Consider the following 19531-nt stretch of genomic DNA (forward strand, 5'->3'; position numbering starts at 1 on the left):
TGCGGGTCCAAAACCGGATAATAAATATAGATTGCTTACCGCACGAGTTTAGAATTTTTAGAGAATAGAATTTATTTTTAGCGGAGAGATCCGAGTCTTGAATTTTTGTTTCTTTTGTTTCAAGACAAAAGAAAAATAATAAATAAAAAAGACTGCTTCATCAAGAAGTAGTCTTTTACATTAAAACAGTTAGTTTTTCAATCTAACTTTTATAGCTTACTTATTATCCTGCGCTCCAAAAACCTTCTGTAAAATGCTTGTCGTTCTCATAGCAGGCGTATTTCTGATGCCACTTTCTTTCTGGGCAACCATTTTAAAAACCCCGTTGATGGTTTCTGTAGTTACATATTCGTTAAGGTCAGTGGTTACCGATTGCCCTGTAAACGTATTGTATTTTGAGATCAGATTTTTCCATACGGTATCGGCACCTACTTTACCTAGCGAAGCTTTTACTTTTGGCTGGAAAGCGGTGAATAACTGGCTCTGGGTTTTGGTTTGTAAATAATTGGTTGCTGCGTTATCAGTTCCTAATAAGATGTTTTTAGCATCAGTTATGGTCATGGAAGTAATAGCGTTGGTAAAAATTGGAGCAGCCTCCGTTACAGCATCTTCAGCAGCTCTGTTTAGTAATTTTACTCCTTCATCAGCAAGACTTCCCATACCGATAGAACGTAATGTTGTATCGATTTTTCTTAGTTTTTCAGGCATTAAAATCTTTACCGCTTCATTTTTCAGAAAGCCATCTGTTAAGGCCAGTTTTTTTACGCCGTCAGTCACTCCAAGATTTAAAGCTTCCTTTAATCCTGATGAAATCTGTGTTGAAGTAAGACTTCCCAGATTAACAGGAGAAGTATTAGAACCGGTTGTAGAAATTCCTGAGGAGGTTGAAGGGTTGGTGGTAGTTGCAGTTGTGGTACCTTTTGTTTTTACGGGATTATCAAGATCAACACCTGTTTTATTTTTAACTGTAGACTTTAAGATGTCCAGGAGTTGTGCCTGTGTTGAGATTGAAAACAATAATCCGGCTGCTAGTAAAATGCTTTTTTTCATCGTATTTTTTTTACAAATTTAAATATTTCTTTTTGTAATGGCTTACACTTAGCAAAAAGCAAACCATAAAAGAAATAGTTGTTTTTTATTATTTTAAGAACAGTAAATAGAATGAAATATTGTTGTTTTAAAAAAAATAATAAAAGAGTTTTAAAATTTAATTATATTAGCTTAAACGTTAACAAATTTCCATGGTACGAACAGTTTTAGCTCTTTTTTTAATGCTTTCAAATGTTGTTTTTTCTCAGAATAGGGAAAAATTAATCCCTTATCCTCAAAATCTACAGACAAAAGATGGAAATTTTATTATTCCTGATGTTTTAAAGTTAAATAATGATTTACCTAAAAATGAAACGGAATATTTAAAAAAGCGTCTCAACTCAATTGTAAAATTTCAGGATTCTAAGAAATCAGAGGCACAATTGGTGTACGTGAAGCTTCCTAAAGCTCCGGCCGGAAAGGAAGAATTTTATAGTCTTGATATTTCTCCCAATCAGATTCAGATACAATCTTATACGCCGCAAGGTTATTTTCTGGCGCTTCAGACGTTGATTCAATTATTTGAAGAACACCAGTCGGATAGAAAAATTCCTGCCTTGAAAATTGAAGATCAACCAAAATTTGCATGGCGCGGAATGCATCTGGATGTTTGCCGTCATTTTTTCACAGTTGATGAGGTGAAGCAGTATATCGACTATTTGGCAATGTATAAGCTGAATACGTTTCATTGGCATTTGACAGACGATCAGGGATGGAGAATTGAAATTAAAAAATATCCGAAGCTCACTCAGATCGGTTCAAAACGCAAAGAATCCATGATAGGGGCTTATGCTGATAACACCTTTGACGGAAAGCCCTATGGTCCTTACTTTTATACTCAGGAGCAAATCAAAGAGGTAATACAATATGCTCAGGACAGACATATAACTATAGTTCCTGAAATAGAAATGCCGGGACATGCGTTGGCTGCATTGTCAGCTTATCCTGAATTGGCATGTAGTAAAGGTCCTTTTGAAGCGGCTACAAAATGGGGCGTTTTTGATGATGTTTTTTGTCCTAAAGATGAAACATTTAAGTTCCTGGAAAATGTTCTGAGTGAAGTCATACAGCTGTTTCCTTCCCAGTATATTCATATCGGGGGTGATGAATGCCCGAAAACAAGATGGAAAGAATGTGCACATTGCCAGGAATTAATAAAGAAAAACAATTTGAAGGACGAACATGGTTTGCAAAGCTATTTTATCCAGAGAATTGAAAAATATGTCAATAGTAAAGGTCGGAAAATTATCGGTTGGGATGAAATCTTAGAAGGTGGATTAGCTCCCAATGCTGCCGTAATGAGCTGGACAGGGGTGAACGGAGGTATTGAAGCTGCAAAAGCAAAACATTTTGCGGTAATGACTCCTGGAGCATACTGTTATTTTGACCATTATCAGGGAGATCCGCAATCAGAACCTAATGCTTTTGGAGGTTTTACACCATTAGATAAAGTTTATTCCTACAATCCGATTCCTGCTGAATTAACTCAGGAGCAGGCAAAATACATCTTAGGGGTACAGGCCAACTTGTGGACTGAGTATATTGATAATTTTAAACAGGTTCAATATATGATATTTCCAAGGTTAATGGCACTTTCAGAAGTAGGATGGGGAACATCGGATCCTAAAAACTATAAAGAGTTTGAAAACAGAGTGATCAGCCAGTTCAAAGTGTTAGATAAAATGGGAGTGAATTATGCTAAAAGTATTTACAATGTTTCAGGAAAAGTAGTACCGGGCAATAATGGCATTACATATGAGCTGTCGACTTCACAAAACTCAAACGGTATCAGATATACGGTTGATGGATCAGAACCAACGATCAATTCAAAAACATATCAGGGTTCTATTTCAATTCCCAAGTCGATGACTGTGAAATCAGCTTATTTTGACAACGGCCAGTTGAAAAGTTCAGTTTCTTCCCAGCAATTTACCATATCAAAAACAACCGGTAAAAAAATAAGTCTTGAAAATCAGCCAAGCGAAAATTATTCATTTGGTGGTGCTGTAACTTTAGTGGATGGGATTATTGGAAATTCCAGACAATTGGGAAAAACATGGCTTGGTTTTAACGGAAAAGATGTTGTGGCAACTATAGACTTCGGACAAAAAACAAATTTTTCAGGGGTTTATTTTAACACCCTTGAAAATAAAGGAAGCTGGATTCACCTTGCCAAATCGGCGAAGATCTTTATTTCCGATGATAATAAAAATTTTAAAATGATTAAAGAAATCGGAAAAGAAGAAATTCAGAATGCTAAAGGAAAAATACAGGTAAATGTTGGGAAACAAAGCGCAAAATATATTAAGCTTATCATAGAAAATGCAGGCATAATCCCTGCCGGAAATCCGGGAGCAGATTCTAAAGCATGGCTTTTTGTTGATGAAATTGGCGTAAATTAGCATCAACAGAATTTTACCAATCAATGCCGGATACCATACTTTCTTCAGAATTTTCTTCTTCACCTGAGCTTGTTGAAAAGTTATATCAATATGGAATAACAAAAAACTACCAGGAAGGTGATATTATTTTAGATGAAAATGCTTCTATTCGCTCAATTCCCATTGTGATGAAAGGAATGATCAAAGTGATCAGAACAGAAGAGGATGGAAGAGAAATCCTGCTGTACTACATTAAAGCGGGAGAAAGCTGTATCATGTCTTTCCTGGGAGGAATGCACAATGAGAAAAGTATCGTAAAAGCCGAAGTAGAAGAGGATGCAGAGATACTTTTTCTTCCCGTAGATAAGGTTTCTTTATTCATCAAAGAACATCCGGAATGGCTGGATTATATTTTCAAACTTTATCATAAGCGTTTTGAAGAACTTCTGGATATGATCAATGCCATAGCTTTCAAAAAAGTAGACGAAAGACTTTTGAATCTGCTTCAGAAGAAATCCGAACTGACAGAATCAGATACCATACAGACAACTCATGAGCAGCTTGCTAACGAATTAGGAACCGCAAGAGTAGTGGTTTCCCGACTCCTTAAGCAGCTTGAAGAAGAAGGAAAACTGAAGTTGGGAAGAAATAAAATACTTCTTCTGAGAACGCTCAATTCATAATAAGATCATCTGTTATATAAAAAGGCTCCGGCAAATCTTCGATTTGCCGGAGCCTTTTTATATAATCAGTATTTCACAAAATACTTTGTGTTAAACACATCCTTATGTAACAAAAGTAGCTGTAGCCCTCCTGAAACAATCTCATTTTTGTATCAGAAATTATTTGAGCAGTAGAATGGAAATTTTAGGATATACAGCATCAGTGTTAATAGGTATTTCACTTGGTTTAATAGGTGGTGGCGGCAGTATTCTTACGGTACCGGTTCTTGTTTATCTTTTCGGGTTGGATGCTTTGCTTGCCACGGAATATTCCCTTTTTATTGTTGGGGTAAGCAGTATTGTAGGTTCTTTTTCTTATTTTAAAAAAGGATTGGTTGATTTTAAAATTGCTTTGATTTTTGGAGTTCCTTCTGTTATTTCAATTTTTCTAACAAGAATCTATCTCTTACCTTTCATACCCGATACTATCATTACCATTCATGATTTTACCATAACCAGAAGTGTGTTTTTACTTTTACTTTTTGCAGGTTTAATGATTTTGGCCTCCTATAAAATGATCAGAATTCAGGCCCCTTCAGAGGTTGAGCAGGAAGGAAATAAGACTTTATGGGCAATGGTACAAGGAGCTGTTGTTGGCATTTTAACAGGGTTAGTAGGAGCAGGAGGAGGTTTTATGATCATCCCGGCATTAGTCAATTTGTTGAAAGTTTCCATGAAAATAGCAATAGGAACTTCATTAGTGCTTATTTCTTTAAATTCTCTGATCGGATTTTTTTCATCCGTCAACGGTACAAAAATAAACTGGAATATACTGATATCCATTACGGCCATTGCCATCATAGGAATTCTGATAGGCTCTCAATTGTCAAAGAAAATTGATGGTAGAAAATTGAAGCCTGCATTTGGATGGTTTATTTTAATAATGGGAATTTATATTATTACCAAAGAAACACATTGGATATTTTAAGAAATGATTTATGGATTTCTCAGTAACGCTTTCTTTTCAGCATCCAGAAATTTATATACCGGGAAAGCGTCACCTTGGTTGGTTAATGCAATAATACAGGTATTGCTGTTTAAATTTCTCCAGAAGATGCATCTGAAACCGTTCACGCCTCCCGTATGCATAGCGGAGTTGTCAGAAACATACCACCCAAAGGCATATTCACTGAATTTACCATTCTTTAAAACAGGCAGTTCATATATAAGTTTAGAATTGGTTTTGTTTAATAGCTGGTGTTTTCTTAAGGCCTGATCAAATTTATAGAGATCCCATGTTGTAGAATAGATACTGCCGTCACCGGTTGTCAGCAGGTCATAATCATCGGGTTTTTTATTTGCATCATAACCTTTAGCCCTGGAAGTCGGAGGAATTGTCTTGATATCGTACACAAATGAATGTTGCATTTTTAAAGGCGTAAATATTTTATTCTTCATAAACTCACTATACGTTTGCCCCGACAATGTTTCTATAATACGTCCCAGAATAATGTAAGCACTGTTGCTGTATTCGAACCTGCTTGCGGATGAAAACCTTAATCCGGGTTGCTTTTTTAAAAAGCTCAGGACGTCATCATTGGTTATTTTGCGATTTAAATTCAAAATATTTTCGTAATCTGCCAAACCGGAAGTATGGGTTAGCAATTGCCTTATGGTAACATTTTGGGAATAAGCAGGAAGTTCGGGAATGTAATGGCTTGCTTTATCATCATACGACAATAAATGCTCCTGTTGCAGCAACATAATTCCTACTGCAGTAAAAGGTTTAGTAATAGAAGCAATACAAAATGGAGTTTCTTTTGTTAAAGGAATTTTTTCTTCAAAGTTTTTAAATCCTAAAGCTGTATCACAAATTACTTTTCCTTCTTTAATAATAAGAACATTGCCGTTGAGCTTACCTTTTTTGTGAAAATCAAGCACAATATCTGTTTCAGATTTTCCTTTGCAGGAAATAAGGATTAACAGAATAGAACTGAAAATAAATAATATTTTCCTCATAGTTTCAGCTTTAATATTCAATAAGTCAGATATATAATGTGAAAAGTTACATGCTGCTCCAATATATTGATCGGATTGCTAAAATTCTTATGTAACAAAAGTAGCTGTGGGAAAATAGGGAAAGCAGGAAATTTGTATCAAAGAACAAAATCAAAAAAATAAGTAGAATGAAAATAGAACAGATTTATACGGGATGTTTGGCGCAGGGAGCATATTACATCAGTTCAGGAGGAGAGGCCGCAATTATTGATCCTTTACGGGAAACGGCTCCTTATCTCGAAAAATTGGAAAAAGACGGACTCACATTAAAATATATCTTTGAAACCCATTTTCACGCTGATTTCGTAAGCGGACATATCGATTTAAGCAAAAAAACAGGAGCTCCGATTGTATATGGGCCAACAGCCAAAACCGAATTTGAAGCCATCGTAGCAGAAGATAATCAGATATTCAAATTAGGAAATGTTACGATAAAAGTTCTTTATACTCCCGGACATACGCTGGAAAGTTCTTCTTATCTGCTGATTGATAAGCATGGAATTGAAAGAGCTCTTTTCAGTGGAGATACTTTATTTCTTGGTGATGTAGGACGCCCGGATCTTGCCCAGGAGACAGAACGTCTGACAAAAGAAGATCTGGCAGGAATGCTTTATGACAGTTTATATGAAAAAATTCTGCCTCTACCTGATGATATTATCGTATATCCGGCTCATGGCTCAGGTTCTGCCTGTGGAAAGAATATGCAGAAGGAGACTCTTGATACCCTGGGAAATCAAAAGAAAACAAATTATGCACTCAATCAGAAAGATAAAGTAAGTTTCATAAGAGAGGTAACAGACGGACTTTTACCTCCACCTGCTTATTTCGGAATGAATGTAATGATGAATAAAAAAGGGTATCAGTGCTTCGATGAAGTATTAGCAAGAGGTTTGCAGAAGCTCAGCCCTGAACAGTTTGAAAAGGTTGCGGAAACTTCCGGAGCATTAATTCTGGATGTAAGAAACAACAGTACCTTTGTTGAAGGTTTTATCCCACAATCTGTAAATATAGGTTTGGATGGTGATTTTGCCCCGTGGGTTGGAGCTTTAGTTAGAGATGTGAATCAACCGATTCTTTTAGTGACCGGAAAAGGAGATGAAGAAGAGACCATGACCAGATTAAGCAGAGTAGGATTCGATCAGGTTTTAGGATTTCTGGAAGGAGGTTTTGAAGCATGGAAAGGTGCCGGAAAAGAGATTGATTCAGTGAACAGGATTTCTGCAGAAGAATTTGAAAAGGAAATAAAAGGTAGAAATATAAAAGTAATAGACATCAGAAGAGAAAGTGAATACCATGCAGAGCATATTGAGGAAGCATTCAATAAGCCCTTAGCTTATATCAATGAATGGATGTCTCAGCTGAATCCTGATGAACATTTTTATATGCATTGTGGCAGTGGCTATAGAAGTACCATAGCCGCAAGTATCCTTCAGGCGAGAGGTTACAGGAATTTTACAGAAATTAAAGGAGGTTTTAAAGCCATTGTTTTCACAGGTATTCCCAAAAGCGATTTTGTTTGTCAAACTAAAATTTTTAAATAATTAAATATGTTGGAGATAATAAAAGAACCGTGGCCCTGGTATGTTGCAGGCCCGTTGATAGGATTGACTGTTCCCGCACTATTATTGATGGGAAATAAATCTTTTGGAATAAGTTCCTCGCTGAGGCATATATGTGCAGCTTGTGTACCAGCCAATATCAATTTTTTTAAATATGACTGGAAAAAAGAATCCTGGAATTTATTTTTTGTACTGGGAATTTTTTTCGGCGGAATGATCAGTACCCAATTTTTAACCAGTTCATCAGAAATTGCTATTAATCCTAACTTAAAAGAAGAACTGGCTTCATACGGAATTACCGATTACAGCAATCTTGTGCCGGCACAACTGATGAATTTTGAAAGTATTTTTACATTACGAGGTTTTATCATCATGGTCATCGGTGGATTTTTGGTAGGTTTTGGAACACGTTACGCCGGTGGATGTACCAGTGGCCATGCGATCATGGGGCTTTCCAATTTGCAGTGGCCTTCTCTTGTAGCAACGATCAGCTTTATGGTCGGAGGTTTTTTGATGGCTAATCTTATCTTACCTGTTATTCTTTCTCTTTAAGTCTAATATTAAAAATGAATAAATTAATGATAAAAGAACAAAATAGCCTGTATCACGATGAGGTTATTACAACAGAAAGTATCGTGAAGGATAAGTGGTATTCTCAGTCGAAGTACCTTGCAGCCGGAATTATATTTGGAATCATTTTCGTGAAAGCAGAAGTGATCAGCTGGTTCCGGATACAGGAAATGTTCCGTTTACAATCTTTTCATATGTATGGAATCATTGGAAGTGCTGTGTTGGTGGGAATAGTTTCGGTGTGGCTGATCAAAAAGTTTAATATTAAAACAATTCATGGCGAGCCCATTAGTATTGCTCCTAAAAAGTTTAACAGAGGCCAGATTTATGGTGGGCTGATCTTCGGTTTTGGCTGGGCCATTACCGGAGCCTGTCCCGGACCACTTTTTGCACAAATCGGAACCGGTGCGCTTGCAGTGTCCGTTACGCTGTTGAGTGCTGTCGCAGGAACGTGGGTATACGGATATTTGAGAGATAAATTACCACATTAAGGAATATCAAAAATTCTTACAAACAACCTAATAAATGGAGAGATGTAAAAGCAATGATTGATTGTTAACGGATAAAAATTAAAAGAAAAAGACTGTAGAGAAATACCCTGCAGTCTTTTGTATAAAATTATGAAAAAATGAAGTTTTGTGCTCCTAAAGCCATGTAAAGATTAATGCGTTCCATTCTGTCCTGAAGTTCGAGATTGATAAGGTTCATTTCATTTTTCAGAAGATCCCTTTGCTTTCGGATCAGGACAAAACTGTTGCTTGTACCTACTTTAATTTGCTTTTGAGTAAGATTGATATTATTTTGCAGCTCATCTATAGCCTTACGGTTATAAGTAATTTGTTTCTCGATAGAATGGAGATTGGACGATGATGACTCAACTTCATTCAACGCATTCAGAACCGCCTTTGAATATTCTTCAATGACCTGTTTTTGCTGAGAATTTTTTATTTCAACATTTTTTTTCAGTTTTCCATTATTAAATAACGGAGAAACCAATCCACCACCTACTTTTAATAAAGGATTTGAAAATAGAGAATTAATAGACTCTACATTACTGCCGGCTGTTCCCAGGGAAGAACTTATATTCAATGAAGGAAGCCTAGCTGCCTTAGCCTGTTGTACTTCATAAAAAGCCTTTTCTATCTGAAAATGATACGCCTGTATGTCTGATCTGTTCTCTAACAGCGGTAAAGGAAAAGATTCAGGAATATCATTTTTTACAGGAGCGAAGAAATTCTGTGTGGCCAGTTTTCCTTCAGGGTATTTTCCTGTAAGTAGTTCCAGTGACCTTCTGGATTGGATATTTGCATTTTTTACTTTTTCCAGATATCCCTCAAGATAAGTAATCTCCGCAGTAATATTGGATACATCTAATGCATTGGCAGTTCCTACTTTTTTCTGAATGGTATATAGTCTTTCCAGCTCTTTTGATTGCCGGATATAACTTTCAATTTTATCTTCCTGAATATTACCTGCGATATTCAGATAATAGGCTTTAGCAATCATAGCAGCTATAGACTGATGCAGGAGGATATTTTGATATTTGGAAGAAAAATACTCACTTGTACCGGCCATCTGTGCCGATTTATTTTTACCCCATAAATCAATCTCCCAGTTGGCCTTTACGGCAAGTCTGCGGATTTGAGCGTCACTTACCAAATTATTGGAAGTATTGGCTATAGCATTGATGCTTGGATAGAGGTTGCTTCCAGCAATTTCCATGGCCAGTTCAATTTGATTAAGTTTTTCCTTGGCAATAATAAGGTCTGCATTATACAACATTCCCTCATTAATCAATGTTTCAAGCTGGGGTGTTTTAAGATCTGAAACCCAATCATAGGATAAAGACCTTGCATTGGCATTTCGGTCAAATATCCAGTCATCAGGAATCTCTATATGAGCTGTGATTTTACTTTTCTCTTTAAGCTGATCTGTCGTTTCTTTACTAGGCTCTTTATAGCCTATACAGGAATTTAAGCTAATGAAAAAGATTCCGGATATTATTATTTTTTTAAACATCTTAATGGAGTTTTGGGATCAGGAAATTGATTTTACTGCTTACACGTACCATTACTTTTCGGATAAGATGAAGGGGTTTGATATAGTCAGAATAAATTACAGCAGTTCCTCTTGCTCCAACAGTAAGCTGCTTTTGATTATCTTCCAGTATGAACTTGGCAATAAGTTTCCCATCCGTTTCCGGTAATTGTCTTGCAGTATCTGGAAGCCCGGCTACAGAACCGTTTCCTCCAAGCATTCCTCCGGCATTGTTCATAATCCCCTGACTCGTGGCATCAATAACATATTCAAGTCTGGCTTTGACCACTTTTCCGGGTTCTGTTTTAAGTGCTAATTCCACTTCGTCCCCTTTCTTTACAGTTTCCAATTCATTCTGTGCAAAAAATCCGATAACCGACTGTTGCTTTTGAATCAAAACAAAGGCAGATTTAAAAGGTGCCATAATAGCCCCTTCGTTCAACTGGACGTTAGGAATAATGCCGTCTGTAGGTGCCAGTACAACAGTTTGAGACAGGTTCCATTTTGCCTGATCCAGCTTGGCCTGAATTTCTGAAACAGATGAGTTTTCACCTCCGTAAGATGCCGTAGATTTTGTTTCTAATGATTGTTTCTGAGATTCTGCAGCACTGATACGGGACTGCAGATCACGAACATTCGTTATGGCTTGTTCCAGGTCAAATTTATTGGCAGCTCCGGCCTCTACTAATTCCTGATATTGAGAAACTCTTTTATTGGCCAGATTTAATTGTGATTGTAAACCTGCAATATTTTTTGTGGAAGCAGAGATATCCGTGCCATAAGAGCTTACGGTAGCTTTCATATTGCTAAGTTTGGCTTCGAGGGATTTAATTTCCTGTACATAAGGTTCCCTGTCTAATACAAATAAGGTATCCCCTTTTTTCACTTCCTGATTGGTACTGACATATACTTTTTTCACTTTCCCAAGAACCTGGGTAGTAATATCTACACTTCTGTTTCCAACTTTAACGTCGGAGGTAATAGGGCAGTAGTAATTAAGACTTAATATTAATGCGATAGACCCAAAAATAGGAAGGGAATAAACAACTACCTGTGTTGTAAATGTCCAGGGAATCAGTTTTAATTTTTTGATAAGCAGCCAGCAAATTCCGGCATATATTGCGATGAGTAATTCCAGCATATGTGTTAATTTTCTATTGTTTCAGGCTCTTCTTCAGTATCTGTTTCTTTTTTTTGATCTACATAATCGTAGTTGGCCCAGATTAAAGCAACCGGCCATAGCAGACCTCCGAAAACAAGGGAAAGGAGGCACATGCTTTTTATGGCTTTTAATTGAGGATGATTCTTTTTTTCGGCTACCTTTTCCGGATAAATATGAACTTTCCAGAAAAGATAAATTCCCGCAATGGGTAGAATAAATAAAATCAGCCATGAAGCGGCATTCGCTATATTGTCTTCCATATTGCCTGTTGATGCCTGCACATAATTGCATGATAATAACAGGCAAAGAAGTAAGGATATTCTTTGCATAAATAATTGTATAAGGTTATAATGAACTTAGGTGTAAAACAAGGTTGTAACCTTACCATTAATGCATATCCGGCCGGTCACTTTGAATCTTGGGTAAGATTAAAGATTATTCAATAGATACTGATTTTAGGGATAATATTTCTTTCATTTTACTTACTGATTGATGTAATTGTATTTTGAGTAAGCAAAATTAGACCGAATAAAGTGGGAAAAAGTATTCCTAAGTTATTTTTTTCTTTCGTTCCTTTTTTTATGAATACGCGCCGTCATGCGTGAAAGAGAATTGGGGGTAATGCCCAGAAAATTAGCAATATATTTTCTATTGGCATTCTGAGAAGTAAAAGGACGGGCCTCCAGAAACTCTTCGTATCGTGAATGAGGAGAGGTAGAACAAAACTGTTCTGTACGCAATTTTAAAATGCCAATAATCTGTTTAAAAGATTTCAGGTACATATTGTAAATTCCACGATGCTGGAAAGCTATTTCTTCAAATTCAGCTTTGTTAAAAAGGAAAATCTGACTCTCAATAACCGCCTCTATCGTGTATTGTCTTTCGTGATTATCTGAATACGATTCCGGACTTTCCATAATGGTTGCTTCCTTTTCTGAAGGCAAAAACAGATTGCTTTCTACTCCGTCTTCATCGTCAAAGTAAAATCTCAAAAGTCCACTGGAAAGAATAAACAGATCATTAAGAGACTGACCGGGTTCCAGGAGTTTTTCCTTTTTAAGAAGTAATCTGGGTGTGCTGATGCTGATCAGAATATTAATTTCTTCATCAGATAATTCCTGAAAGAAAACAATATTTCTGAAAATTTTAAACATATCCATTACACTTGTAAAGATAAATAAAAATTATGTAAGCCTTAGTTGGATCGTATTAAGGATTTCATTGATTTTTTTTTAGATATTTGCCAGGTATTATATAATCTTTAGATACAATGAGCAATAACCGAAGAAGTTTTATCAAAAAGCTGGGAATCGCAACAGCAGCACTTGCAGTAAATCCTCTGGATTTAATGGCAAAGGAATTACCAAAAAATAATAAAGCCGTCAATAAACCAATTGTTCTATCCACCTGGAATTTCGGTTTAAAAGCTAATGAAGAAGCCTGGACGATTCTGGGTAAAGGAGGGAAAGCGCTGGATGCAGTTGAAAAAGGAGTTCGGCTTGTAGAATTAGATCCCAAAGAAAGAAGTGTAGGCTATGGTGGACGTCCTGACAGAGACGGAAGGGTTACGCTGGATGCGTGTATCATGGATGACAATTATAATATTGGTTCAGTGGCATCTCTGGAATACGTTAAAAATCCGATTTCTGTAGCAAGGGCTGTCATGGAAAAAACACCTCACGTTATGCTGGTAGGTGATGGCGCATTGCAATTTGCCCTTTCACAAGGCTTTAAAAAAGAAAATCTTCTTACTCCCGAATCGGAAAAAGAATGGAAAGAATGGTTGAAGACCAGCCAGTATAAACCTATTGCCAATATTGAAAATCACGATACCATAGGAATGATCGCTTTGGATGCACAAGGAAATCTGTCGGGTGCCTGTACCACTAGTGGAATGGCATTCAAAATGCATGGCAGGGTAGGAGATTCTCCCATCATTGGAGCCGGACTATTTGTAGATAATGAAGTGGGAGCTGCTACAGCAACTGGTCATGGAGAAGAGGTCATCAGAACTGTAGGTACTCATCTCGTCGTTGAATTGATGAGACAAGGCAGAAGCCCACAGGAAGCCTGTAAAGAAGCTGTTGATAGAATTGTAAAGATTACGCAGAGAAGAAATAAAAATTTAAAAGATATTCAGGTTGGTTTCATTGCCATCAATAAAAATGGTGAATATGGTTCTTATTGTATTCAGGACGGATTTAACTATGCCGTCTATGACCAGAAAGGAAACCGTCTTGAGAAACCTGAATTTGCCTTAAAATAATTTTTCAACCCGCATTTTAGCCAAAATTATAGACCAAAACGAAATATGAAAAGAACGATTATCGCTTCCTTATTTTTAATCATAGCTTGTAAGGAAGAAAAGAAGGAGGTACAACCGGTTGCAGAACCCCAACAGGCAGAGGAAACTGTTGTTTCGGACAAAAAATCCAGTGAAACTGAAGAAGCAAAGAAATGGCTCGAACAAAGCATTGAAGATTACTTTAAGGCAGATCTTGTCAACCAGGAAAAGGAAATGCAGAAGATGACCACTAAAGACTATTTTGATTATAAAACAGATGCTACAAACGTTGATATGGATGGTGATGGAAGCCTTACTCTAAAGGAGTTTCAGGATAAATGGAAAACTAAATTTGATGTTCAGAAAGCAGGGGTGGGTTACGGATTTTTAATCACCGGTCAGGATTGGGAAGATATTAAAATTTCAAGCTGTAAACTACTCGCAGAAGGGCAACATGATTTTTTATTTAATATTGTACTTTCCGATAAAAAACTTAACGCTGAATACCCGATTACCGTGAGTGTCATAAAAGATCACAATTCTTTTCTGATTGCGGATGTATGGCAGAAAGAACCTAAGTTGAATTAATTAATTTGTATAGAAGATGTCAAAAATAGAAATAGCATGTTTTAATCCGGAATCAGCAATAATCGCTTTCGAAAATGGAGCTGACAGAATTGAGTTATGCGACGGATTAAGCGAGGGTGGAACAACCCCGAATTTTGAAACAACTAAAGTTCTTAGAGAAAAAATAAACATTCCGATTTTTGTTATGATCCGTCCCAGAGGAGGTGATTTTACTTACTCGGAGGCAGAATTTGGACAGATGAAAGACGATTTGGTTCATTTGAAAAGCTTAGGTGTAGATGGTTTTGTATTTGGTATTCTTGATCCACAGGACGAAGTAAATATAGAACAGAATAAAATCCTTGTAGAATTGGCTACTCCGTTACCATGTACTTTTCACAGGGCTTTTGACAGAGCTCAAGAGTTGGAAAATACACTGGAAAAGGTAATTGAATGCGGTTTTAAAACCATACTTACTTCAGGACAAAAACCTAATGTTTCTGAAGGTAAAGAAAACCTGAAAAAACTGGTTGAGCTTTCTAATGGAAGAATTGAAATTTTAGTAGGAGGCGGCCTGCGTTCTTCCAATATTGAAGAAATAAGAGAACTTACAAAGGCCAATTATTTTCACTCGTCCGCAATTACAGATGGAGGTGCTTTTGCCAATGCCGATGAGGTTGTTGCTTTGAAAAATAAATAAAAAAATACCTGTCATTCCGAGGAACGAAGGAATCTCTGTTATCTACGTTGAGATTCCTTGCTATGCTCGGAATGACAAAAAACTACTGTTAGATGGTCATACAAAAACAAGCTATTGATGAATAAACCTATCCTTTTTGCTTTCCTTTTTATACAGAATATTCTTTGGGCACAGTTTTCTGAAAGGAGCTTGTCTTCTGAAAGCTGGCAATTTAAAAATGCTAAAGATAAAAGCTGGCTGCCGGCAGAAATCCCGGGGACGGTTCATCTGGATCTGATGAATAACAAAGTAATTCCGGATCCTTTTAAAGATGAAAATGAAAAAAGAGTACAATGGATAGAAAATGAAGATTGGGATTATCAGGTGAATATTAATGTATCACCAAAAGAATTGAAAAATGATAATATTGATCTTGTTTTTAATGGACTGGATACCTTTTCAGAAATTTATCTCAACGGGAAATTGCTGAAGAAAACAGATAATATGTTCAGAAAATGGTCTATTCCTGTGAAACAGAATCTTAAAGCAGGAGATAATCTGTTGCAAATTAAATTTAAATCAGCTGTTAAAACAGGAAAAGAACTGGCAAAAAAAGTTCCGTTTACGATGCCTGAGTCTCCAAGAAGTTTTGTGAGAAAAGCACAATATCAGTTTGGATGGGACTGGGGGCCAAGACTGGTAACAGCCGGTATCTGGAAAGATGTGAAACTTGAATTTTGGAATAATGCCAAACTTGAAAATGTAAAGATTGAGCAAAAAGCGTTGTCTGAAAAAAGTGCCAGCCTGAATATCCATACATCAGTTATTGTCGATAAGGAGGGGAAATATGGCATTACAGTAAATAATACATCAACTGCCGTTCAATTAAAAAAAGGAAAAAATCAGATTGATATTCCTTTTGCAATTGAGAATCCCAAACTTTGGCAACCCAACGGTTGGGGAGAAGCTCATCTCTATGATATAAAAGTTTCGCTGCAGAAAACAGGAACCATATTGTCTTCCGAAGCTTTAAAATTCGGTGCAAGAACGGTTGAACTCGTTCAGGAAAAAGATCAGAAAGGCAAATCTTTTTATTTTAAAGTCAATGGTAATCCATTATATATCAAAGGAACCAATTGGATTCCTGCGGATAGTTTTTCACCCAGGATTACCAAAGAAAAGTATCAAAAACTGATTAAAGATTCCAAAGAAGCCCATATGAATATGATCCGTATCTGGGGCGGCGGTATCTACGAAGATGACGAGTTTTACAAAGCCTGTGATGAAAACGGAATTCTGGTGTGGCAGGATTTTATGTTTGCAGGAAGCTTTTATCCGGCAGATGAAGAGTTTTTAAATACCGTAAAAGAAGAAGTGAAAGATCAGGTCAACAGACTTCAGAATCATCCTTCAGTAGCTTTATGGTGTGGAAATAATGAAATAGATGAAGCGATTGTCAATTGGGGATATCAGAAGCAATTTAAATATTCAAAAAATGATTCCTTACAGGTCTGGAAAGATTATAAAAAACTATTCCACGAAGTGATTCCTAATACTTTAAAAGAAAATCTTACTGCTGATAAAAATATATACTGGCCCAGTTCTCCGTCCATCGGGTGGGGGCATAAAGAAAGCCTTACAGAAGGAGATTCTCATTATTGGGGAGTATGGTGGGGTGAGCAGCCTTTTGAAATTTATAATGAAAAAGTAGGCCGGTTCATGTCTGAATATGGATTTCAGGGAATGCCTTCGTTGGAAACCACAAAATCAATGTTTGCCGGAACTCCGGATTTGAATTTGAACAATTCAACGATTAAAGCTCATGAAAAGCATGGTCGGGGTTGGGAAATTATCAATGAATATATGAAACGGGATTACAACATTCCGACAGATTTTGTGCAATATAATTATGTTTCTCAATTGTTACAGGCAAGAGGAATGCAGATCGCGATTGAGGCTCACCGCCGGGCAAGACCTTATAATATGGGAACTTTATATTGGCAGTTGAATGATTGCTGGCCGGTAGTTTCATGGTCATCCATAGATTATCTTGGCAACTGGAAAGCATTCCACTATCAGGCAAAAAGAAGTTTTGAACCAATGTTAATTTCTGTTTCCGAAACGGCAGAAGCTTATGATATTTATTTTATCAATGATTTGCTTCAGGAGGCAAATATCAATTCAAGAGTTGAACTGATTGACTTTAATGGTAAAGTGCTCTGGGCAGCAGGTGCTACAGATCGTTTATCTGCTAATTCAGCGGAGAAGCATTTGGAAATTAAAAAAGAAAGCTTTTCAAAATTCGATTTATCATCAGCTGTTTTAAAAATCTATTTCGGTAATGAATCGTTGAAAAATGAAAAACTTTTCTTCTTCAATAAACCGAAAGATTTAAAATTATCTAAACCGACTCTTAGAATTAAAAAGATATCATCAACAGAAATTGAAGTATCAACTGACGTTTTAGCAAAAGATGTTTATCTGATCGGTAATACGCATTTCAGTGATAACTTTTTTGATTTGTTACCTAAAACAGCAAAGAGGATTACTCTTTCTCAGCCTTTAGAAAATGTTGAAGTGATGAGCCTTTGGAACACATTTAAGAATTAATGATGATTAAAAGGTAAAATCATTAAACCTTATAGGTTTCTGAAACCTATAAGGTTTTTAAAGCTGAAAAAATAATTTCTCTATATAATAGTATTGAGAAGAAATTCTACCCAAAAAAAGATAAATTTTACCTTTCCAACTCAAAAATCAGCCGTAAATTTGCATCATATTTCTTTACAATTATGGTGAATTTTGTTTTGATTGTAGTGTGCATTATTGCAGGAATGGTATTCAAAGCAACAAAATCTATCCACCCCGATGCCCATAAGGGGATCAATACCTGGATTCTTTATCTTGCTCTGCCGGCAGTATCATTCAAATATCTGCCCAAGGTACACTGGACAACAGAAATGTTGTTTCCGATTGCGGCTACTTTTCTGGTTTCTGTTTTTTGTTTCTTCTATGTAATGTTTTATAGTAAGAGCAAAGGATATTCGCGGCGATCGAGGAGTACTTTGGAACTGGCGAGCGGATACAGCAATACTTCCTTTATCGGTTTTCCTTTAATTAGTGCCTTTTACGGGGAAGGTCTTCTGAGCATCGCAATTATCTGTGATCAGACCATGTTTTTTGCTCTTTCAACATTAGGAATTATCGCCGCCGTGAAAGGAGGAAGTAGATCAGGAAAGGTAAGTGCCGTATTCATCCTGAAACGACTGATCACATTTCCGCCACTGATTGGCTGTGTGTCCGCTTTGGTGCTATCACAATTTATTGATTTTACACCGGCGGAACCCTTTTTTGATAAACTTGCGGCTACCGTAAGTCCTTTGGCGCTATTTTCTGTAGGATTACAATTAAAATTTAACGGCTGGAGAAAACTGATTCCACAAATGTCTGCTTCCATGCTTTATAAACTGATTTTAGCACCGGCAATTGTTTTAGGATTAGCTTTACTTTTAGGTATAAAAGGAGATGTTGCCAAAATCACCATATTTGAAGCTGCCATGCCTACATTGGTGACTTCAAGTATCATTGCAGAGCAGTTCAGGCTGAATACCAAACTGACTAATCTGATTATCGGAGTCAGTATTATTGTCGGATTTCTAACCAGTGCTGTTTGGTATGAAGTAATCGATATTATTTTCTAATCAATCCTAAAAATAGGTTTTAATAAAGAAAACGACCGTAATTATAAAATTAAATATGACAATTCCGGTTCTCAATTTCACGGGATCAAGCTTTTTAGTGAAATGAGCGCCAAAATAGCCGCCTAAAATGGTTGCTACCATCATTGTACAAGTGTCCGGCCAGTATACTTTACCTGCTGCAATGAATAAAATAACTGCAGCAGCATTTGCAATTCCTGTAAAAAGAGTTTTGTTGGCATTAATGACTTTAATGTCTGATAATCCGAATAATGTCCATACAGCCATCATCATAATTCCTACTGCTCCACCAAAATAACCGCCATATATTCCTAATAGAAACTGAGCACCCAATACCAAGCCGGTACCAATTTGAATTCTTTTCTTAAGCCAATGGCCGGCCTGTTTTCCAAATGCAAATGCGAGAGAACCGAGTAACAGCAACCATGGGACAACCAGATTGAAACCTGCTGATGGTGTATATAAAAGCAGCAAGCCTCCTGCACATCCTCCTAATAAGGTGAGAGCGATCATTGCTGTTATTGAAATAGCAGGAAAAGGTTGAATATATTCTTTGAATTTCCATGCGCTGGCTAAGCTACCGGGAAACAAAGCCACGGTACTTGAAGCATTGGCCTGAATCGGAGGAACTCCTGCATAAATAAGCGCTGGAAAAGTGATGAATGATCCGCCACCTGCCGCCGCATTAAGAGCTCCGGCTATAAGTCCTATAAAAAATAACAAAGTATAATTTTCCATGAAAAAATAGTAAATAAAGGTAAGAC

At 36.7% G+C, this 19531-nt stretch carries 18 protein-coding genes; 11 read left to right on the forward strand and 7 right to left on the reverse strand.

Annotated elements, in window-relative coordinates:
* Window positions 1-216: 216 nt before the first annotated feature.
* A complete protein-coding gene (locus EG342_RS13785; protein WP_103293017.1) occupies window positions 217-1050 on the reverse strand; it encodes a DUF4197 domain-containing protein in 834 nt (277 codons plus the stop codon).
* A gap of 191 nt (window positions 1051-1241) precedes the next feature.
* Between EG342_RS13785 and EG342_RS13790 the strand changes: the two genes are divergently transcribed.
* From EG342_RS13790 to EG342_RS13800, 3 genes are all read left to right on the forward strand, one after another.
* On the forward strand, window positions 1242-3491 hold the full coding sequence (locus EG342_RS13790) for a glycoside hydrolase family 20 protein (RefSeq protein WP_103293016.1): 2250 nt from the start codon (window positions 1242-1244) through the stop codon (window positions 3489-3491).
* A 23-nt stretch (window positions 3492-3514) separates the two neighbouring features.
* Entirely contained in the window at window positions 3515-4153 is a 639-nt protein-coding gene (locus EG342_RS13795) for a Crp/Fnr family transcriptional regulator (protein WP_103293015.1), read from the forward strand.
* Between the two features lie 175 nt (window positions 4154-4328).
* Entirely contained in the window at window positions 4329-5120 is a 792-nt protein-coding gene (locus EG342_RS13800) for a sulfite exporter TauE/SafE family protein (RefSeq protein ID WP_103293014.1), read from the forward strand.
* Window positions 5121-5128: 8 nt separating this feature from the next.
* Here EG342_RS13800 and EG342_RS13805 read toward each other — a convergent pair whose 3' ends face one another.
* Entirely contained in the window at window positions 5129-6151 is a 1023-nt protein-coding gene (locus tag EG342_RS13805) for a serine hydrolase domain-containing protein (RefSeq protein ID WP_103293072.1), read from the reverse strand.
* Between the two features lie 167 nt (window positions 6152-6318).
* On the opposite strand from EG342_RS13805, the gene EG342_RS13810 reads away from it, so the two are divergent.
* The 3 genes from EG342_RS13810 to EG342_RS13820 are packed head-to-tail and all read left to right on the forward strand — an operon-like array spanning window position 6319 to window position 8810.
* Window positions 6319-7731: an MBL fold metallo-hydrolase gene (locus tag EG342_RS13810; RefSeq protein WP_103293013.1), complete on the forward strand. Its 1413-nt coding sequence runs from the start codon at window positions 6319-6321 to the stop codon at window positions 7729-7731.
* A 6-nt stretch (window positions 7732-7737) separates the two neighbouring features.
* A complete protein-coding gene (locus EG342_RS13815) occupies window positions 7738-8301 on the forward strand; it encodes a YeeE/YedE family protein (RefSeq protein ID WP_103293012.1) in 564 nt (187 codons plus the stop codon).
* 26 nt (window positions 8302-8327) lie between these two features.
* The gene (locus tag EG342_RS13820) at window positions 8328-8810 is read left to right on the forward strand and encodes a DUF6691 family protein (RefSeq protein ID WP_185126916.1); all 483 of its coding nucleotides are present in this window, start codon (window positions 8328-8330) and stop codon (window positions 8808-8810) included.
* Window positions 8811-8937: 127 nt separating this feature from the next.
* Here EG342_RS13820 and EG342_RS13825 read toward each other — a convergent pair whose 3' ends face one another.
* From EG342_RS13825 to EG342_RS13840, 4 genes are all read right to left on the reverse strand, one after another.
* Window positions 8938-10338 (reverse strand): TolC family protein, encoded by a 1401-nt coding sequence (locus tag EG342_RS13825; RefSeq protein ID WP_103293010.1) that lies wholly within the window; start codon window positions 10336-10338, stop codon window positions 8938-8940.
* Between the two features lies 1 nt (window position 10339).
* On the reverse strand, window positions 10340-11497 hold the full coding sequence (locus EG342_RS13830; RefSeq protein WP_103293009.1) for an HlyD family secretion protein: 1158 nt from the start codon (window positions 11495-11497) through the stop codon (window positions 10340-10342).
* Window positions 11498-11502: 5 nt separating this feature from the next.
* A complete protein-coding gene (locus EG342_RS13835; protein ID WP_246008622.1) occupies window positions 11503-11778 on the reverse strand; it encodes a DUF3302 domain-containing protein in 276 nt (91 codons plus the stop codon).
* Window positions 11779-12072: 294 nt separating this feature from the next.
* Entirely contained in the window at window positions 12073-12672 is a 600-nt protein-coding gene (locus EG342_RS13840) for a Crp/Fnr family transcriptional regulator (RefSeq protein ID WP_246008623.1), read from the reverse strand.
* A 116-nt stretch (window positions 12673-12788) separates the two neighbouring features.
* Between EG342_RS13840 and EG342_RS13845 the strand changes: the two genes are divergently transcribed.
* The 5 genes from EG342_RS13845 (at window position 12789) to EG342_RS13865 (ending at window position 18749) form a co-directional block, all read left to right on the forward strand.
* Window positions 12789-13784: an isoaspartyl peptidase/L-asparaginase family protein gene (locus EG342_RS13845; RefSeq protein ID WP_103293006.1), complete on the forward strand. Its 996-nt coding sequence runs from the start codon at window positions 12789-12791 to the stop codon at window positions 13782-13784.
* Between the two features lie 45 nt (window positions 13785-13829).
* Window positions 13830-14390 (forward strand): hypothetical protein, encoded by a 561-nt coding sequence (locus tag EG342_RS13850; RefSeq protein ID WP_103293005.1) that lies wholly within the window; start codon window positions 13830-13832, stop codon window positions 14388-14390.
* Between the two features lie 16 nt (window positions 14391-14406).
* Window positions 14407-15069: a copper homeostasis protein CutC gene (locus EG342_RS13855; RefSeq protein ID WP_103293004.1), complete on the forward strand. Its 663-nt coding sequence runs from the start codon at window positions 14407-14409 to the stop codon at window positions 15067-15069.
* Window positions 15070-15186: 117 nt separating this feature from the next.
* Window positions 15187-17658, forward strand: coding sequence for a beta-mannosidase (locus EG342_RS13860; RefSeq protein WP_103293003.1), 2472 nt, complete (start codon window positions 15187-15189; stop codon window positions 17656-17658).
* A gap of 182 nt (window positions 17659-17840) precedes the next feature.
* Window positions 17841-18749 carry an AEC family transporter gene (locus tag EG342_RS13865; protein WP_103293002.1) on the forward strand — a complete coding sequence of 303 codons (909 nt, stop codon included), beginning with the start codon at window positions 17841-17843 and terminating at the stop codon, window positions 18747-18749.
* 6 nt (window positions 18750-18755) lie between these two features.
* Here the strand turns inward: EG342_RS13865 and EG342_RS13870 are convergent, their stop codons facing one another.
* Complete coding sequence (locus tag EG342_RS13870) at window positions 18756-19505, reverse strand: sulfite exporter TauE/SafE family protein (protein WP_103293001.1); 750 nt, start codon at window positions 19503-19505, stop codon at window positions 18756-18758.
* Window positions 19506-19531 lie beyond the last annotated feature (26 nt).

The organism is Chryseobacterium lactis (assembly GCF_003815875.1).
Classification (GTDB): Bacteria; Bacteroidota; Bacteroidia; order Flavobacteriales; family Weeksellaceae; genus Chryseobacterium; species Chryseobacterium lactis.

Bases quoted from the DNA above. Each gene is read 5' to 3' on its own strand.
- EG342_RS13785 (WP_103293017.1), bottom strand. From the start codon at position 1,050: ATGAAAAAAAGCATTTTACTAGCAGCCGGATTATTGTTTTCAATCTCA.
- EG342_RS13790 (WP_103293016.1), top strand. From the start codon at position 1,242: ATGGTACGAACAGTTTTAGCTCTTTTTTTAATGCTTTCAAATGTTGTT.
- EG342_RS13795 (WP_103293015.1), top strand. From the start codon at position 3,515: ATGCCGGATACCATACTTTCTTCAGAATTTTCTTCTTCACCTGAGCTT.
- EG342_RS13800 (WP_103293014.1), top strand. From the start codon at position 4,329: ATGGAAATTTTAGGATATACAGCATCAGTGTTAATAGGTATTTCACTT.
- EG342_RS13805 (WP_103293072.1), bottom strand. From the start codon at position 6,151: ATGAGGAAAATATTATTTATTTTCAGTTCTATTCTGTTAATCCTTATT.
- EG342_RS13810 (WP_103293013.1), top strand. From the start codon at position 6,319: ATGAAAATAGAACAGATTTATACGGGATGTTTGGCGCAGGGAGCATAT.
- EG342_RS13815 (WP_103293012.1), top strand. From the start codon at position 7,738: ATGTTGGAGATAATAAAAGAACCGTGGCCCTGGTATGTTGCAGGCCCG.
- EG342_RS13820 (WP_185126916.1), top strand. From the start codon at position 8,328: ATGATAAAAGAACAAAATAGCCTGTATCACGATGAGGTTATTACAACA.
- EG342_RS13825 (WP_103293010.1), bottom strand. From the start codon at position 10,338: ATGTTTAAAAAAATAATAATATCCGGAATCTTTTTCATTAGCTTAAAT.
- EG342_RS13830 (WP_103293009.1), bottom strand. From the start codon at position 11,497: ATGCTGGAATTACTCATCGCAATATATGCCGGAATTTGCTGGCTGCTT.
- EG342_RS13835 (WP_246008622.1), bottom strand. From the start codon at position 11,778: ATGGAAGACAATATAGCGAATGCCGCTTCATGGCTGATTTTATTTATT.
- EG342_RS13840 (WP_246008623.1), bottom strand. From the start codon at position 12,672: ATGTTTAAAATTTTCAGAAATATTGTTTTCTTTCAGGAATTATCTGAT.
- EG342_RS13845 (WP_103293006.1), top strand. From the start codon at position 12,789: ATGAGCAATAACCGAAGAAGTTTTATCAAAAAGCTGGGAATCGCAACA.
- EG342_RS13850 (WP_103293005.1), top strand. From the start codon at position 13,830: ATGAAAAGAACGATTATCGCTTCCTTATTTTTAATCATAGCTTGTAAG.
- EG342_RS13855 (WP_103293004.1), top strand. From the start codon at position 14,407: ATGTCAAAAATAGAAATAGCATGTTTTAATCCGGAATCAGCAATAATC.
- EG342_RS13860 (WP_103293003.1), top strand. From the start codon at position 15,187: ATGAATAAACCTATCCTTTTTGCTTTCCTTTTTATACAGAATATTCTT.
- EG342_RS13865 (WP_103293002.1), top strand. From the start codon at position 17,841: ATGGTGAATTTTGTTTTGATTGTAGTGTGCATTATTGCAGGAATGGTA.
- EG342_RS13870 (WP_103293001.1), bottom strand. From the start codon at position 19,505: ATGGAAAATTATACTTTGTTATTTTTTATAGGACTTATAGCCGGAGCT.